General features: G+C 69.6%; 13 protein-coding genes. 4 read left to right on the forward strand and 9 right to left on the reverse strand.

What is annotated here, in order from left to right:
• Positions 1-13: 13 nt before the first annotated feature.
• The 9 genes from ATK30_RS33255 to ATK30_RS33295 form a co-directional block, all read right to left on the reverse strand.
• A complete protein-coding gene (locus ATK30_RS33255; RefSeq protein WP_101438749.1) occupies positions 14-1,108 on the reverse strand; it encodes an acyl-CoA dehydrogenase family protein in 1,095 nt (364 codons plus the stop codon).
• Entirely contained in the window at positions 1,105-2,283 is a 1,179-nt protein-coding gene (locus ATK30_RS33260) for an acyl-CoA dehydrogenase family protein (RefSeq protein WP_101438750.1), read from the reverse strand. Before ATK30_RS33260 ends, ATK30_RS33255 begins: the two co-directional genes overlap by 4 nt.
• Positions 2,280-3,503: an acyl-CoA dehydrogenase family protein gene (locus ATK30_RS33265; protein ID WP_101438751.1), complete on the reverse strand. Its 1,224-nt coding sequence runs from the start codon at positions 3,501-3,503 to the stop codon at positions 2,280-2,282. The genes ATK30_RS33260 and ATK30_RS33265 overlap by 4 nt, the downstream gene beginning before the upstream one ends.
• Positions 3,503-4,528 (reverse strand): phosphotransferase family protein, encoded by a 1,026-nt coding sequence (locus tag ATK30_RS33270; RefSeq protein ID WP_101438752.1) that lies wholly within the window; start codon positions 4,526-4,528, stop codon positions 3,503-3,505. The genes ATK30_RS33265 and ATK30_RS33270 overlap by 1 nt, the downstream gene beginning before the upstream one ends.
• A 34-nt stretch (positions 4,529-4,562) precedes the next feature.
• A complete protein-coding gene (locus ATK30_RS33275; RefSeq protein ID WP_101438753.1) occupies positions 4,563-5,015 on the reverse strand; it encodes a MaoC family dehydratase in 453 nt (150 codons plus the stop codon).
• 5 nt (positions 5,016-5,020) lie between these two features.
• Positions 5,021-5,791, reverse strand: a complete 771-nt coding sequence (fabG, locus tag ATK30_RS33280; RefSeq protein WP_101438754.1) for a 3-oxoacyl-ACP reductase FabG — start codon at positions 5,789-5,791, stop codon at positions 5,021-5,023.
• A gap of 155 nt (positions 5,792-5,946) precedes the next feature.
• Positions 5,947-6,594, reverse strand: coding sequence for a DUF998 domain-containing protein (locus tag ATK30_RS33285; protein ID WP_101438755.1), 648 nt, complete (start codon positions 6,592-6,594; stop codon positions 5,947-5,949).
• Positions 6,595-6,633: 39 nt separating this feature from the next.
• A complete protein-coding gene (locus ATK30_RS33290; protein ID WP_101438756.1) occupies positions 6,634-7,713 on the reverse strand; it encodes a J domain-containing protein in 1,080 nt (359 codons plus the stop codon).
• Between the two features lie 101 nt (positions 7,714-7,814).
• Positions 7,815-8,354, reverse strand: coding sequence for a GNAT family N-acetyltransferase (locus ATK30_RS33295; RefSeq protein WP_101438757.1), 540 nt, complete (start codon positions 8,352-8,354; stop codon positions 7,815-7,817).
• A gap of 271 nt (positions 8,355-8,625) precedes the next feature.
• Here ATK30_RS33295 and ATK30_RS33300 point away from each other — a divergent pair, with 271 nt between their 5' ends.
• The 4 genes from ATK30_RS33300 (at position 8,626) to ATK30_RS33320 (ending at position 15,803) form a co-directional block, all read left to right on the forward strand.
• Positions 8,626-10,062: an APC family permease gene (locus ATK30_RS33300; RefSeq protein ID WP_101438758.1), complete on the forward strand. Its 1,437-nt coding sequence runs from the start codon at positions 8,626-8,628 to the stop codon at positions 10,060-10,062.
• The gene (locus tag ATK30_RS33305) at positions 10,059-12,929 is read left to right on the forward strand and encodes a glycoside hydrolase family 2 protein (protein WP_101438759.1); all 2,871 of its coding nucleotides are present in this window, start codon (positions 10,059-10,061) and stop codon (positions 12,927-12,929) included. The genes ATK30_RS33300 and ATK30_RS33305 overlap by 4 nt, the downstream gene beginning before the upstream one ends.
• A complete protein-coding gene (locus ATK30_RS33310; RefSeq protein ID WP_101438760.1) occupies positions 12,926-13,813 on the forward strand; it encodes an ROK family protein in 888 nt (295 codons plus the stop codon). Before ATK30_RS33305 ends, ATK30_RS33310 begins: the two co-directional genes overlap by 4 nt.
• 712 nt (positions 13,814-14,525) lie before the next feature.
• On the forward strand, positions 14,526-15,803 hold the full coding sequence (locus tag ATK30_RS33320; protein ID WP_167442043.1) for a cytochrome P450: 1,278 nt from the start codon (positions 14,526-14,528) through the stop codon (positions 15,801-15,803).
• The last annotated feature ends 555 nt before the right edge of the window (positions 15,804-16,358 follow it).

Raw genomic sequence — 16,358 nt, forward strand, 5'->3', positions numbered from 1 at the left:
TCAGGCAAAAACCTCAGGCAGGCAGATCCACCAGATCAGCCAGCCGTGCCCGATGCCGCCCCGGCGTGCCGAAGGCGAGCTGATCGCTCTTGGCCCGCTTCAGGTAAAGATGCGCCGGATGTTCCCACGTCATCCCGATCCCGCCGTGCAGCTGAATCGCCTCCTCAGCCGCGTGCACCGCGATCGGCGACACTCGGGCCTGCGCGACCGCCACCGCGATCGGCACGTCGTTCCCGGTCGCCAGCGCATCGGCCGCGTACCGAGCCGTCGCCCGCGCGTTGACCAATTCCGTGTACAGGTTCGCCAACCGGTGCTTCAGAGACTGAAAACCCCCGACCGGACGGCCGAATTGGTACCGCCCCTTCAGGTACGTCACGGTCTCCGTCAGCGCCCACTCGGTGATCCCAGTCTGCTCCGAAGCCAGCAGCCCCGCCGCAGTCGTCAGGGCGCTGTCCAACGCCTCCGCCGCTGCGGTACCCGTGCAAATCACTTGCGCGGCAGCGGAATCCAGGGTCACGTCGGCGATCCGCCGGGTGTGGTCCAGCGACACGGCCTCGGTCACCGTCGCCGCGGAAGCGTCCACGGCGTAAAGGCCAGGCCCGTCCGGACCGACCGCCGGAACGACCAGCAGATCCGCGACCGAAGCATCGACCACTGTGGACACTCGCCCGGTCAAGGTTCCGTCCAGAAACGAAACCGCAGAAGGGAAAGGCGAACCCGGAGCGGTCGACAAAGGCACCGCCAGAGCGCCGATCACCGAACCGGAAGCGAGCTGGGGGAGCAGATCCGAGCCCGCCGCCAGCAGCGCGGCCGTCGCGAGCACCGCGCTGCCGAGATACGGCACCGGCGCGACGCTTCGGCCCAGTTCCTCCATGACGACCGCGACCTCGCGCGTCGAAGCCCCGTGTCCGCCCAGGGATTCCGGCACCATCAGGCCCGCCGTGCCGAGGTCGGCGGCCAGCGTCTTCCACAGGGAGAGGTCGTACGGCGTGTCCGTTTCGACCCGCGCCAGCAGCGCGGCCGGCCCGGCGCGGTCGGCGAGCAGCGCCCGCACCGACGACCGCAGATCCTCTTCCACCTCCGAGTACAGCAGGTCCGGGGTGCTCATCGCGGCAGGTCCTTCCAGGCGACGTCCTTGTCCACCCGCGGCTCGGACGGCAGCCCCAGCACGCGTTCGGAAATGATGTTCCGCAGCACCTCCGAGGTGCCGCCCTCGATCGAATTCCCCTTGGCGCGCAAGTACCGGTACCCGGCGTCGCGGCCGAAGAAGTCGACCTGTTCCGGACGGCGCATCGTCCAGTCCTCGTAGCGGAGGCCCTCTTCGCCGAGCAGCTCCAGCTCCAGGCCGGACAGCTGCTGGTTGAGCTCGGCGAACGCCACCTTCATCGCCGAACCCTCCGGGCCGGGCGCGCCCACGGCGAGCTGCTGCCGCTGCCTTTCTCCGGCCAGCCGCAGCGATTCGGCTTCGACCCAGTGCTGCACGAGCCGGTCGCGCAGTTCCGGCGTGCGCAGCTCCGGACGGTCCCGCCACGTCTTCGCGACGAGCCCGATCATGCCGCCCTCGCGCGGCATCGCGGTGCCGCCGATCGCGACGCGTTCGTTCATCAACGTGGTCTGCGCGACCTTCCAGCCCTCGCCGACCGCGCCGAGCCGCTGGGAATCCGGAATCCGCACGTCGGTCAGGAAGACCTCGTTGAACTCCGCCTCGCCGGTGATCTGCCGCAGCGGCCGGACCTCGACGCCGGGCGCGGTCATGTCGCACAGGAAGTACGTCATGCCCTGGTGCTTCGGCACGTCCGGATCGGTGCGGGTGACGAGGATGGCCCACTGCGCGAGATGCGCGCTGGACGTCCACACCTTCTGCCCGGTCACGACCCAGTCGTCGCCGTCGCGGACCGCGCGCGTCGCCAGCGCGGCGAGGTCGGAGCCGGCGCCCGGTTCGCTGAACAGCTGGCACCACACTTCCTCGCCAGTCCACAGTGGACGGAGGTAGCGCTTCTTCTGCTCCTCGGTGCCGAACGCGAGGATGGTCGGCGCGGCCATGCCGAGCCCGATCAGGATCCGGCGCGGGTTGTTGTCCGGCGCGCCGGCCGCGGCGAAAGCGGCCTCGACCTCGCCCTGCAGCGCGCGCGGAGCACCCTGTCCGCCGAGCCCCTCGGGGAAGTGCACCCAGGCGAGCCCGGCGTCGAAGCGGGCCCGCAGGAAGTCCACAGTGGACATCGTCGCGGGATCGTGCGCCGCCAGGAACTCCGCGACCTGCGCGCGCAGCTCTTCGGCGGTCATTTGCCCGCCTCCGTCCGGTACTTCTTCAGCTCGCGCCGCGCCAGCGAACGCTTGTGCACCTCGTCCGGACCGTCGGCGAGCCGCAGCGTGCGCACCCCGGCCCAGATCTCCGCGAGCGGGAAGTCCTGCGAAACACCGCCCGCGCCGTGCGCCTGGATCGCCTTGTCCAGGATCCATTCGACGGTCAGCGGGGTGGAGATCTTGATCGCCTGGATCTCGGTGTGCGCGCCCTGGTTGCCGACGGTGTCCATCAGCCACGCGGTCTTGAGGACCAGCAGCCGCTGCTGTTCGATCCGCACGCGAGCCTCGGCGATCCAGTCCTGCACCACGCCGGAATCGGCGATCGGACGGCCGAACGTCTCGCGCGACAGCGTCCGGCGGCACATCGCCTCCAGCGCCCGCTCCGCCATGCCGATCGCGCGCATGCAGTGGTGGATGCGGCCCGGCCCGAGGCGGGCCTGCGCGATGGCGAACCCGGAACCCTCGTCGGCGATCAGGTTTTCCGCGGGCACCCGGACGTCCTCGAAAAGCACCTCGGCGTGCCCGCCGTGGTCGCTGTCGGTGTAGCCGAACACCTGCATGCCGCGCACGACGGTCAGCCCCGGCGTGTCGCGCGGGACGAGGATCATGCTCTGCTGCTTGTGCGCGGGCGCGTCCGGATCGGTCTTGCCCATCACGATGAAGATCTTGCAGTTCGGGTTCATCGCGCCGGTGATGTACCACTTGCGCCCGTTGACGACGTACTCGTCGCCCTCGCGGCGGATGCTCGTCGCGATGTTGCGCGCGTCCGAAGAAGCCACGTCGGGTTCGGTCATCGCGAACGCCGAGCGGATCTCCCCGGCCAGCAACGGTTCCAGCCACTGCTTTTTCTGCTGCTCGCTGCCGAACATGGTCAGCACTTCCATGTTCCCGGTGTCCGGCGCGGCGCAGTTCACCGCGGCGGGCGCGAGATGCGGGCTGCGCCCGGTGATCTCGGCCAGCGGCGCGTACTGCAGGTTGGTCAGGCCCGCGCCGTGGTCGCCGGGCAGGAAGAAGTTCCACAGCCCGCGTTTGCGCGCCTCGGCCTTCAGCTCGTCGACGACCGGCGGCGGCGACCACGGGTCGGTGCGCGCGGCCAGCTGCTCGTGGAAAACAGCCTCGGCCGGGTAGACGTGCGAATCCATGAATTCGAGCAGCTGCCCGCGCAGTTCCTCGGTGCGGGCGTCGAACGCGAAGTCCATCAGTTCTCCTTGGTGAGCGTCTTGCTGCCCTGCTCGATCAGGGGGGCGACGGCGGCACCGATCTGGTCGAAGCCCTCGCCGACGGTTTTTCCTTGCTGGAAACGGAAGTAGATGCCCTCGAGGATCACCGCGAGCTTGAAGAACGCGAAGCTCACGTACCAGTCCAGCGCGGACAGATCGCGGCCGGACCGCTGCGCGTAGCGGGCGATCGTCTCGTCGGTGTCCGGATAGCCGGGCGCGCTGCTGGCGTTGGACACCATCGGCAGCGAGAGCTGGTCGCGCTGCGCGTAGGTGACCATCAAGCCGAGATCGGTGAGCGGGTCGCCGAGCGTGGACATCTCCCAGTCCAGCACCGCGGTGATCCGGTCGTCCCCGTCGACGAGCACGTTGTCCAGCCGGTAGTCGCCGTGCACGATGGCGGGCGGGCCGGACGCCGGGATCGCCGCGGCGAGCTGGTCGTGCAGCCGGTCCGCGCCCGGCAGGTCGCGGCTGCGCGAACCGTCGAGCTGCTTCTTCCACCGGCGCAGCTGGCGTTCCAGAAAGCCCTCCGGACGGCCGAAATCGCCCAGCCCGACCGCTTCCGGATCGACCGAGTGCAGGTCGACGAGCGTGTCCACCAGCGAATCGGCGATCGCCCTCGTCCGCTGCGGGCCGAGCCGCTCCAGCTCCTCGGCTGTCCGGTACGGCGTGCCCTCGACGTACTGCATCACGTAGAACTGCGCGCCGAGCACGTCCGCGTCCTCGCACAGCAGCACGGTTTCCGGCACCGGGACCGGGGTTCCGGCGAGGCCGCTCATCACGCGGAACTCGCGGCGCATGTCGTGCGCGGTCGGCAGCACGTGGCCGAGCGGCGGACGGCGCACGACCCAGCGCTGCTCTCCGTCGGAGACGAGATAGGTGAGGTTGGACCGCCCGCCCTGCACCACTTCCGCGGTGAGAGCGCCGGAGACGAGCCCGGGCCGCTCGCGGTCGAGATGGGCGCGCAGCCTCGCCAGATCGAGGCCGGGCGGGTCGGTTTCGGTCATCGGAGGGACTCCAGTTTCGTGCGAGGTCAAGGGTTCAGAGGATGAGCCGGGAAACCATCTCGGCGACGCAGGCGGGTTTGTCCTCGCCGTCGATCTCGACGGTCCAGCGCACCACGGCCTGCTTGCCGCCGGGCACGTCGGTCAGCTCGACCAGCTCAGCGGTCCCGCGCACCCGCGAGCCCACCTTCACCGGCTGCGGGAACCGCACCTTGTTGAGGCCGTAGTTGATGCCCATCTTCAGGCCCTCGACCCGGTAGATCTCCGGGAGGAACGCCGGGATCAGCGACAGCGTCAGGAACCCGTGCGCGATCGTCGTGCCGAACGGGCCGGCCGCGGCCTTTTCGGTGTCGAGGTGGATCCACTGGTGGTCGCCGGTGGCGTCGGCGAACAGCTGCACCTGCTCCTGGGTGACGGTGTGCCATTCGCTCGTGCCCAAGGGCCCGCCCACTGCTTCGGCGAGTTCGGCGACATCGGAGAACACGCGCATCGCGATCAGTCCTTCGGTCCGCCGGCGACGTAGATGACCTGGCCGGACACGAATCCCGCGCCCTCGCTGACCAGGAACGACGCGACGTTCGCGATGTCCTCGGGCGTGCCGACGCGCTGCACCGGGATCTGCGCCGCGGCCGCGGCCTTGAAGTCCTCGAAGCTCATGCCGACGCGCTCGGCGGTCGCCGCGGTCATGTCGGTGGCGATGAAGCCGGGCGCGATCGCGTTGGCGGTGACGCCGAACTTGCCCAGTTCGATCGCCAGCGTCTTGGTGAAGCCCTGCATGCCCGCCTTGGCCGCGGAGTAGTTGACCTGGCCGCGGTTGCCCAGCGCCGACGTGCTGGACAGGTTGACGATCCGGCCCCACTTCTCCTGCGTCTGGTACTTCTGCACGGCCCGGGTCATCAGGAACGAACCGCGCAGGTGCACGTTCAGCACCGAGTCCCAGTCCTGTTCGGTCATCTTGAACAGCAGGTTGTCGCGGGTGATGCCGGCGTTGTTGATCAGCACGGTCGGCGCGCCCAGTTCCTCGGCCACGCGGGTCACCGCGGCCTCGACCTGCTCGGCGTCGCTGACGTCCAGCGCGACGCCGATCGCCCGGCCGCCGTCGGCGACGATCTCCTCGGCGCCTTTGTTCACCCCGGCCTCGTCGAGGTCCAGCAGGCCGACGGCGAACCCGTCGGAGGCGAGGCGGCGGGCTACGGCGGCGCCGATGCCACGGCCGGCGCCGGTCACGATGGCCACACGGGAAGCGGTCACGGGGGATCTCCTCATCGTCGGGGAAAGCCTGCTCGGGCGGCACGTCCGGACGGGCCTGCGCCTGCTCGGACTGCCTTGCGCAGGATGCCACGGCGCGGCACCCGTCGCTGGCGGCTAAGCGTACGCTTATTACGCGTGCACCGCGAGCCCCTCGTCCGATCGGGGCGGGCTCAGCGGCGGGTGCGCAGCGGTGCGGCCAAGGCGGCCAGTGCGACGAGTTCGGTGAGCGCCATCCCGCGTTCGACGAGACCCAAGGGGATGAGCAGCCACCAGTGCTGGTCGGTCAGCGCGGCGACCGCGACCGCGCCGAGGATGACCGCGAACCAGGCGAGCGACGCCACGGCGAGCGTGCGGGCGAGAATCCGGCGGCGCGGCGAATCCGGAAAGGCTGTGCGCGCCGAGATCAGCACAGCGAGCGGAAGACAGACAAAGGCGATGACGCTGGCGATCCGGTGCAGCGTGCCGCCCGCGCCCGTCGCCGCCGCGTTGGTCCAATCGGTCTTCGGGAACGCGACGATCACCAGCAACCCGGCTGTCCAGAACGCTCCGAGCACGGCCGCGACGACCGGCAGCCGTCCCTGCAGCCGCAGCACGGCGAGTGCCACCGCCGAACCGGCCGCGACCAGCACGACTGCCAGGTCGAAGACCCATTTGTGGTCCGACAGCCCGTATTCGCTGATAGTCCGCCGGGTCGCGCTGATCTCGTCGGTGGGCGGCACCACCTGCAACAGCAGCACCAGAACGGCGCCGAGAGCGAGCGCGGCGATCCCGGCCAGTGCGAACAGGGCGGGACGGCGGTCCGCGGAAACCGTTGTCATGCACAAAGCGTGACAGGTGCCGGATATGTCCCCGGTGAGTCAGGCCGCCCGGCCGGTTCCGGTCACCTGCGCGCGCACCGTGCGGAGCGCGTTGTGGTCCACAGTGGACGGTTCGGCGGACAGCCAGCCGCCGATCTCGTGCAGGAACTGCTCCGGCGTCATCGGCGGCCCGGGTTCGCCGTCCGGTTCGGCGGTGGTGACCTCGCCGTCGCGGCTGGGGTACACGATCATCGCGCCGCGCAGCGCGACCCCGGGCAGCAGTTCGCGGTAGCGCTGCAGGCTTTCTCCCAGCTGGCTGCCGCCGCCGCGGAACGGGCGGCCGTTGCGCAGCAGGCGTCCGTCCTCGGCGGTTTCGTAATGCCCGGGCAGCCACAGCTTCGACTCGATCAGGACCAGGCGTTTTCCGCACAGCACCGCGTGGTCGACGTCGGCGAACACCGAACCGGGCCACGCGAGACCGTGGAAGATGCGCGCGCCGGGCAGCCGGGTCAGATACCGCTCCAGCAGCTCGGCGGTGAGCCGTTCGGCCAGCTCGTCGGCCTCGGCGCCGGGGGAGCCGAACACCGCGCTGCCGCCGAATTCCTCCGCGAACTCGTGCCGGGCGCGGCGCGCGGACAGGTAGCCGCGGGCGAGCCGGTGGACCAGCAACGCGGTGCCCGCGGTGAGCGCGAACCAGGCGACCAGCACCGGCGGCGTGAAGTCGATGTCGGCGACCAGCGGCAGCAACACCAGCACCGCACCGGCGAGCGCCGCGACGACCGGCGTGTGCCCCGGCCCGCGCCGCCGCCCGTGCCGCATCCGCGGGTCGGCCGCGGCGAACGACCACCACTCCAGGCTTTCCGGATCGATGTCGGGTGGTTCCGGGCAATAGCCGGGCTGCTCGCCGAACCGCCGCCGCGGCCGCGGCTTGGGCACCGAGGCGGCCGGAACGCCGGCGTCGTAGCGCGCGCGTTCGTTGGGGTCGGCGAGGGTGTCGTAGGCCTCGCGCAACAGCTGGAACGTGCCGACCGTGCCGCCCGCGTCCGGGTGCAACGTCTTGGCCAGCCGACGGTAGGCGGCCTTGATCTCCGTGGGCGACGCGGTTTTCCCCACGCCGAGTACCGCGTAGTAGTCGGGCACAGTCGGGTTCCACCTCCGGAAGGCTGCCCGCGCAACGATATGGGGTCGCCGGGGCGGCGTGCCATCCGCCTCCGCGGCGCGCCGGGGTGAACCTGTTTCCGCTAGCCCCGGGCCAGCCATTCTTCGCGGCCGACGGCGTACTCGACCGCGTGCAGGTCGTCGCCCGGCGCGAAGTACTCGGGGTCGGCGACGAAGTCCCGGACGTGCCGGAGCCCGAGGGACGCCATCGTCGCCTGGGAGCCTTTGTTGGCGGCTGCGGTCCGGGCGAAGATGCGGCCGAGGCCGACGTCTTGGAACCCGTGCCGGAGCAGTTCGCGCGCGCCTTCCTTGGCGAGTCCTTGCCGCCAATGCGCACGGAGCAGCCGATAGCCCAATTCCGCTTGCCCCGGGAATTCCCCTGGCCGCAGGGACCAGAATCCGGCGAAACCGCCGTCGACGAACCCGGTCCAGCAACCGAGGCCGCCAGCGGCGTACTCGAGGGTCGTCCGGAGCTCTTCCGCGGCCTGCTCCCGGGTCAGCACGCCGCCGAGATAACGCATCACTTCTGGATCGGCGGAGAGCCCGGCCAGGTGCTCGAGATGTCCGGCGGACAACGGGACGAGGCGGATCCGTTCGGTGGGCAAGATCGGTTGGGACTGCACGCGAACGCTCCCCGGCTTGGGCGGATGTGGGGAAGCAGTCTGGCAGCGGCAGGGCCGCTCGTCAGCCGGTTTTCCGCTCGTCCTGCCGGCCCGTTGCCCCGGGGATCCCCGGCCCAGGCCAGCGGTGCTTCCGTCCGGTCCCGCCGCCCGTGCCCCACCGGCCCCTTCTCCCACTCCCGCACCGGTTTCGGCAACTTTCCGGACGCAGCCCTTCCGCACCCCGTTCCTTCTATGTTAAGAAGCTTTACTAACTATTGGATGGAGGCACGACGTGAGCTCACCCACCCGCCCGGGGGACTCCGCGACCCTTCCGGGGAACGGTCTCGAACGCCGGATCGGGCCGCTGCAGGCGACCGCGATCAACATGACGCAGATGTGCGGGATCGGCCCGTTCGTCACCATCCCCGCGATGGTCGCGACCATGGGCGGCCCGCAGGCGATGTTCGGCTGGATCATCGGCGCGATCATCGCGCTCGCCGACGGGCTGGTGTGGGCCGAACTGGGCGCGGCGCTGCCCGGGGCCGGCGGCACCTACATCTACCTGCGCGAAGCGTTCCAGTACCGCACCGGCCGGCTGATGCCGTTCCTGTTCGCCTGGAGCGCGGTGCTGTTCATCCCGCTCATCATGTCCACCGGCATCATCGGGCTGGTCCAGTACCTGGGCTACCTGGTGCCGGGCGTGACCGACGCGGACGGCGTCACCCCGCTGGGCAAGGCCATCGGCGTCGGCCTCGTCGTGCTGATCGTGCTCGCGCTGTTCCGCCGGATCGGCCAGATCGGCAAGCTCACCACCGCACTCTTCCTGGTCATGCTGTTCGCCGTCTTCGCGGTGATCATCGCGGCGTTCACGCACTTCGACGCGCACCAGGCGTTCGCCTTCACCCCGGGAGCCTTCGGCTCGAGCGGCGCGTTCTGGTCCGGTCTCGGCGCGGGCCTGGTCATCGCCGTCTACGACTACCTCGGCTACAACACGAGCGCCTACCTCGGCGGCGAGGTCCGCGACCCGGGCCGGACGCTCCCGCGCTCGATCATCTTCTCCATCCTCGGCATCATGACGCTCTACTTCCTGCTGCAGGTCGGCGTTCTCGGCTCGCAGCCGCTGGAATCGATCAAGAGCGCGACGTCGGTGGCGTCGTCGGTGCTGGAGCAGGCGTGGGGTTCGGTGGCCGCCAAGATCGTCACCGTCTTCATCGTGATCGCCGCGATCGGTTCGGTGTTCGCGGGCCTGCTCGGCGGGTCGCGGGTGCCGTTCGAAGCCGCGCGCGACAAGGTGTTCCTGCCGGTGTTCGGCAAACTGCACCCGAAGCTGCACCTCCCGACCGCGGGCGTGCTCGCGATGGGGCTGATCACCGCGATCGGCTCGCTGTTCACTCTGACTGACGTGATCAACGCGGCGGTCACGGTGCTGGTGATCATCCAGTCGCTCGCGCAGGTCGCCGCGATCGTCGTGCTGCGCCGCCGGCAGCCGCATCTCAAGCGGCCTTACCGGCAGGTGCTGTATCCGGTGCCGACGATCATCGCGCTCCTCGGGTGGGTTTACGTGTATGTATCCGCCAGCTGGCTGTCGATCTGGCTCTCGATCGCCTGGATCGTCCTCGGGGTCGTCGCCTTCCTGATCTATGCCTCGAAGGAAAAGGTGTGGCCGTTCGGTCCCAAGGAAATCCGCGAGGCGTTCGCGGCCCAGCCGGTCTCGGGGGTGGAGTCATGAGGAAACCGCTGATCGCCGGGATCGTCGCGCTGGTTCTGGTTCCTGGAGTCGTTTCGGCCACTGCTTCCGCACAGCAACCGGAAACGGCGGCGACATCCGGTCCGCAAGGCCCGTCGACGATCGGCCTCGGCGGCTGGCAGGTGCTGACGACCGCGCAGGTCAAGGACGACGGCACGGCGGTGTCGAAGCTCGGCTACCCGACGCAAGGCTGGCTGAAGGTGAAGCCGGACGACGCGGGCGCGCCGGGCACCGAGATCAACGCGCTGGTGCAGAACGGCAAGTGCCCGAATGTCTTTTACTCCGACAACATGCGCAAATGCTTCGGCTACCAGACGAAGCGCGGGCCGGTCACCACGAAGCAGTTCATGGACCCGTGGTGGTTCCGCACCGATTTCGACCCCGGTTTCCGGCCGGGCAAGAACGCGAAGCTGACCATCCCGGGCGTCGTCGGCGAGGGCGACGTGTGGCTCAACGGCACGCTCGTCGCGGGCAAGGACGTGATGAGCGGCGCGTACGCGGGCCACACCTTCGACGTCACGAAACTCCTGCGGCCGGGCAAGAACACGCTCGCGGTCAAGATGTACCCGAACGACCCGAATTCGATGTACACGCTCGACCAGGCCGACTGGGCGCAGATCGTGCCGGACAACAACACCGGTCTCCAATTCCCGCCGAGGCTGCAGCTGTCGGACGCGCTGAGCGGCGACAACGCGCACGTCGTGCAGGACAACGCGGCGGACCTGTCGACGTCCTCGCTGACCGCGAAGGTCGACGTCACCAATGACGCGGACACGCCGCAGACCGGCGAGGTCACCGCGACGGTCACGCCGCCAGGCCGCGGCGCGCCGATCGTCGTGAAGCAGAACGTCACGATTCCCGCGCACGCCAAGCAGACCGTGACGTTCACGCCGGCGAAGTTCCCGCAGTTGAAGATCGTCAAGCCTCAGGTGTGGTGGCCGTACTCGATGGGTGCACAGCCGTTGTACACCTTGGGTACGACAGTTTCGCAGGGCGGCGTGGTGTCGACAACGTCGTCGCAGACCTTCGGGATCCGGACGGTGACGTCGAAGCTGATCGGCAAGTCGCCGGCGCTGCCGGACGGTGCACGGAAGTTCGCGGTCAACGGCCGCGACTTCGTGTTCCGCGGCGGTGGTTTCGCGCCGGACCTGTTCCTGCGCTACGACAAGGCCGACATCGCGCACCAGCTCGCGCTGATCAAGAACATGGGGCTGTCCGGCGTCCGCCTCGAAGGCCACGACATGCCCGCGGACTTCTACGAGCAGGCCGATCGCGCCGGACTGCTGGTGCTCGGCGGATTCCTCTGCTGCGACGCCTGGCAGCCGGAACATCCGGAGAAGCTGACCGACCGCGACTACCGGATCATGCACGATTCCGCGTATTCGATCGCGCAGGCCGAACGCGGCCATCCCAGCGTGATCACCTACGGCTGGAGCGACAACGAGCCGATCCCGCGGCAGGAAAGCGAAACGCTGAGCGCGTTCAAGGCAGCCGACTGGGACGTGCCGGTGATCGCGTCGGCGGAGTACAAGAGCACCAAGACGCTCGGCCCGTCGGGGGAGAAGGAAGGCCCCTACGACTGGGTCCCGCCGTCTTATTGGTACGACTCCTCGACCTTCGACAAGACCGACCCGAGCCGCACGAACGCGGGCGGCGCCTGGGGTTTCGCGAGCGAGCAGAGCGCCGGACACACCGTGCCGACGCTGGATTCGCTCCGGCGGTTCCTGTCGCCGGCAGAGCAGACGAAGCTGTGGCAGGACCCGGCGTACAACCAGTACCACGCGAACTACGAACCCGGGCACGGCGGCTACAAGTTCGGCACGCTGTACACCTTGGACGAGTCGATCGCCCGCCGGTACGGAAAATGGGATTCGCTGGAGTCCTATGTGGAGTCCGCGCAGATCGCGAACTACGAGAACACCCGGTCCCAGTTCGAAGCGTTCCTCGCGCACGCCAACGACAAGCAGAACCCGTCGACCGGCGTGGTCTACTGGCAGCTGAACAAGGGCTGGCCGACGCTGTTGTGGGCGCTGTACAACAACGACGGCGACCAGCCGGGCGCGTATTTCGGTGCGCAGAAGGCGAATAAGCCGCTGCACGCGCTGTACACCTATGACACCGGCACGGTCGCGTTGTCCAACCTGGGCGCGGTGCGGCAGAACGGGATTTCCGTGCAGGCCAAGGTGTACGACACCGCGGGCAAGGTCCTCGACGACCAAACCGCTCCGGCGGTTTCGCTGGACAGCCAGGGCGTCGCGACCGGGTTGCTGAAGCCGAAGGCTCCGGCCGAGACGAAGGCGCCGGCGAAGGCGCAGGTGTACTTCGTGGAGCTGCAGGTGCGGCAGGGCGGGAAGGTCGTGGATCGCAACGTCTACTGGATGTCCACGCAGAAGGACGTCGTGGACTGGGCGAAGACGCTGCAGAACCCGCAGGCGACGATGAGCCAGTACGGCGACCTCACCGCCTTGCGGGACCTGCCGAAATCGCAGGTCAACGTGACTGCTGCGACGCGTCCGTCGCGTGGCCCGGACGGCACGGACACCGAGACGACGGTTACGGTCGCCAACACGTCGAAGACGTCCGGGGTCAGCTTCTTCCTGCGCGCGGACTTGCGCCGCTCCACTGACGGGTCCCAGCTGCCAGCTGCGACCTGGGACGACAACGACATCACGTTGTGGCCGGGCCAGTCGCAGACGCTGACCGTCCGCTACCGGGCCGCCGACCTTCACGGCGCGGCCCCGACCGTCAGCGTCGACGGGTTCAACACCGGCCGGGTCGTGGTGCCGGCCGGTCCGCAGCGGGACAGCCAGGGGGCTGTCCCGCCGGTCATCGAGGGGACCCGCGAGTGACATCGGACGACCTGATCCTGGGCATCGACTTCGGCGGCACGAAAGTGGCGCTGGGTCTGTCCGACCGGACCGGCGCCCTGCTGGCGACCCGTCGCCTGGACACCGACGCCGAAGCGGGCGCCGAACAGGTGGTCGCCCGGGCGCTGTCCGCCGCCGCCCAGCTGGTTTCCGGTTCCCGGCTAGCCGCGATCGGCGTGGTCAGCCCGGGAATCGTGCTGCCGGACCGGATCCTGCTGGCCCCGAACGTGCCCGGCTGGGAAAAACTCCACCTGGCCGAGCTGGTGTCCGCGGCTTTCCCAGCGGTCCCGGTCGCGGTGGGCACCGACGCGAAAGCCGCCGCCTTGGCGGAATGGACCTGGGGCACCCTGGCCGGCGCCGACCCGGCGGTCTTCCTGTCTCTGGGCACCGGCATCGCCGCCGCGGTCCTGGTCGGAGGCCGCCTGCTGACCGGCGCGAACGGGGCGGCCGGGGAGATCGGGTACAACCTGCGCACCCCCCAAGACGCCGACGGATTCGCCAGCGGAGCGGCGCCGCTGGAAGAAGCCGTCGGAGGCCGGTGGCTGGGCACGCGGGCGACCGCGCTGCTCGGCCGCCCGGTCACGGCGGGGGAGTTGTTCGCACTGGCGCGGGAAAATACGGAAGCCAAGGAGCTCGTCGCTTCGGCGTTGGACGAGCTTTCCATGCACGTAGCCAACCTGGCGATCGCCTTCGACCCCTCGCGAATCGCGGTCGGCGGCGGACTGGTCCGATCGGCCGATGTGCTGCTGCCCGCCCTGCGAGAACGTTTGGCGGCGGCGGTGCCGTTCCCGCCGGAGTTGGTGCCTGCGCGGTTTGACCAGGACGCTTCGCTGCTGGGCGCGGTGGCGTTGGCGTTGCGGGAATGAGACTCCGTGACCGGCGGGGTTGTCTCGACGCTTCGCCGGTCACGGGTACCACGTCGAGCAGCGCGGGTCGCGTTTGGCGGCGGGTTGGTTCGGTCGGCTGAGGTGCTGGTGCCCGCTTTGCGGTGCCGTTCCCGCCGGAGTCGGTGCCCGCGCGGTCCGACCACGACGCTTCAGTGGTGGGCGCGGTAGCCCTGGCGTTGGAAGAGCTGGCGACGGCCCATTTGTGCAATCTGGCTTCCCGGTGCCTCCCGTAGCCGGGTGCGGCCTCAAACTCCCAGCACGTGCCGCCGAGGACGAGCGCGCCTGGCTCGCGCGCGTCGTCGGCCAGTGCGCTGACCAGCGTGGTTTTGCCGATCCAGGTCTCGCCGGCGGTCAGGGCAAGGCCGCCGTGGCTGGCTGTGGCGCGCGAGAGCTGCGCACGCAAGGTCGCGGCGGCCAGCCCGATCAGCGCCGCAGTCATGTCCGCTTCCTCCCTTTCTCCGCGAGCCACTCACGGGACTCGCACTGTCGTCGCGTACTTTCACCGGCTGCGACCGGCTGGTCACGCAGCTCGATTCCGATGCGGGCCATTCTGTCCGGAGGGTCTGACAATTCCCGGAGGCCGTCACCTGGCCGGGTGACGAAAGTCCACAGTGGATCGGCGCTGGTCGCGGGGTGACGGGCGTCTCCGCCCGGGGCCGGAGGAGGGGATGGTTGCGGTACTGTCGCGGCCATGGGGAGTCTCCGTTCGCGCATCCTCGCTTGGGCCGGCCGCCGGTACATCGCCCGCCAGCAGAAGCGCGGTTTCGATCTCGAGAAGATGGCGCTGCTGCCGGATTCGGCGCTGGAGCCGTTGCGCCGCCAGGGGCTCGACCCGGTTCCGGACCTCGGCCGGCTGCGCGCCGAGGCCCCGATCAGCAAGCTGGACCTGCCGTTCGGGATGAACGCCTGGCTGGTGACCGGGTACGAGGAGGCCAAGGCTGTCCTCGGGAAGGGCACGGAGTTCAGCAACGACTTCACGAACCTCGTCGGCAACGCGGGCGTCACCGAGGACCAGAACCCCGGCGGCCTCGGATTCGCCGACCCGCCGGTCCACACGCGGTTGCGGAAGCTGCTGACTCCCGAGTTCACGATGCGCCGGCTTTCCCGGCTGACGCCGCGGATCGACGAGATCGTCGCGGGCCAGCTGGACGCGATGGCCGCCGCGGACGGGCCGGTGGACCTGTGGGAGCAGTTCGCGCTGCCCATTCCCTCGCTCACGATCTGCGAGCTGCTCGGCGTGTCCTATGAGGACCGGGCGGACTTCCAGCGGCTGAGCACCGCGCGGTTCGACCTGTTCAGCGGTGCCGGCGCGTCGCTGGGGGCGATCTCGGAGTCGCTGGGGTACCTGCTGGAGATCGTGCGCAAGCAGCGCCAGCAGCCCGGCGACGGCCTGCTCGGCATGCTGATCAAGGAGCACGGCGACGAGATCGACGACCGCGAACTCGCCGGTCTCGCGGACGGCCTCCTGACCGGCGGTCTCGAGACCACGGCGAGCATGCTGGCGCTGGGCGCGCTGGTGGTGCTGCGCGACCCGGCCGCGTTCGAAGCGGTCCGAGGCGACGACGATTCGGTGCACCGGTTCGTCGAGGAACTGCTGCGGTACCTGACGGTCGTGCAGATGGCGTTCCCGCGGTTCGCGAAGCAGGACATGGACATCGCGGGCGTGCACATCAGCGAGGGCGACATCGTGCTGGTGTCGCTGTCGGTCGCGGACCGCGACCCGGTGCTCGGCAAGGGCGACATGGACCGCTTCGACCCGACCCGCGAGCCCTCCTCGCACCTGGCGTTCGGGTACGGGATCCACCGCTGCATCGGCGCGGAACTGGGCCGGATGGAGCTGCGAGCGGCCTACCCGGCGCTGGTCCGGCGCTTCCCCAACCTGCGGCTCGCGGTACAGCCGGAGGAGCTGGCGTTCCGGAAGGTGTCGATCGTGTACGGGCTCGACTCGCTGCCGGTGCTGGTGGACTGACGCCGGACCTCCTCTAGGCCGGGGTGGTTGCGGTGATTGCTCCGGATCGGGGCCGGTGAAAGGTCGGTTGGTGCGCGGGTGTGCGCGCATGGCTGTGGCTGGGACGGAATTGACCACGGGACGCGGCGGACACGCCCGGTGGGACGGCTTAGGGCAGCGGCCGCACGGCTGGCGAGGTCACCTCGACAGCACGCTCGTCGGCACAGCCGGACCGACAGCGCGCTCGTGGCGCGCGAGGCGGTCTAGCCGCGCTCGCAGCTTGGTGGCGGTGGGCTAGGCGGTCTAACCGCGCTGGCAGCGTGGTGGCGGTGCGCGAGGCGGTCTAGCTGAGCCGACGGAGCGCTGGTGGTGGGGCGGCCTTGCCGAGTCGATGGCGTGGTGGTGCGCGAGGTGATCTAGCCGTACCGGCAGCGCGCGCTCGATGGGCTCGAGGAGGTCTAGCCGAATCGAGGGTGCGCTGGTGATGGGCGAGTCGGCCTAGCCGCCCCGGCAGCGTGCTGGCGGCGCGATCGAATCCTTGTACGCGAAGCGGGCTCGAACCCGGGCAGGTGATCG

This window comes from Amycolatopsis echigonensis (genome assembly GCF_002846615.1).
Taxonomy (GTDB): Bacteria; Actinomycetota; Actinomycetes; order Mycobacteriales; family Pseudonocardiaceae; genus Amycolatopsis; species Amycolatopsis echigonensis.

Bases quoted from the DNA above. Each gene is read 5' to 3' on its own strand.
- ATK30_RS33255 (WP_101438749.1), bottom strand. From the start codon at position 1,108: ATGAGCACCCCGGACCTGCTGTACTCGGAGGTGGAAGAGGATCTGCGG.
- ATK30_RS33260 (WP_101438750.1), bottom strand. From the start codon at position 2,283: ATGACCGCCGAAGAGCTGCGCGCGCAGGTCGCGGAGTTCCTGGCGGCG.
- ATK30_RS33265 (WP_101438751.1), bottom strand. From the start codon at position 3,503: ATGGACTTCGCGTTCGACGCCCGCACCGAGGAACTGCGCGGGCAGCTG.
- ATK30_RS33270 (WP_101438752.1), bottom strand. From the start codon at position 4,528: ATGACCGAAACCGACCCGCCCGGCCTCGATCTGGCGAGGCTGCGCGCC.
- ATK30_RS33275 (WP_101438753.1), bottom strand. From the start codon at position 5,015: ATGCGCGTGTTCTCCGATGTCGCCGAACTCGCCGAAGCAGTGGGCGGG.
- fabG (WP_101438754.1), bottom strand. From the start codon at position 5,791: ATGAGGAGATCCCCCGTGACCGCTTCCCGTGTGGCCATCGTGACCGGC.
- ATK30_RS33285 (WP_101438755.1), bottom strand. From the start codon at position 6,594: ATGACAACGGTTTCCGCGGACCGCCGTCCCGCCCTGTTCGCACTGGCC.
- ATK30_RS33305 (WP_101438759.1), top strand. From the start codon at position 10,059: ATGAGGAAACCGCTGATCGCCGGGATCGTCGCGCTGGTTCTGGTTCCT.
- ATK30_RS33320 (WP_167442043.1), top strand. From the start codon at position 14,526: ATGGGGAGTCTCCGTTCGCGCATCCTCGCTTGGGCCGGCCGCCGGTAC.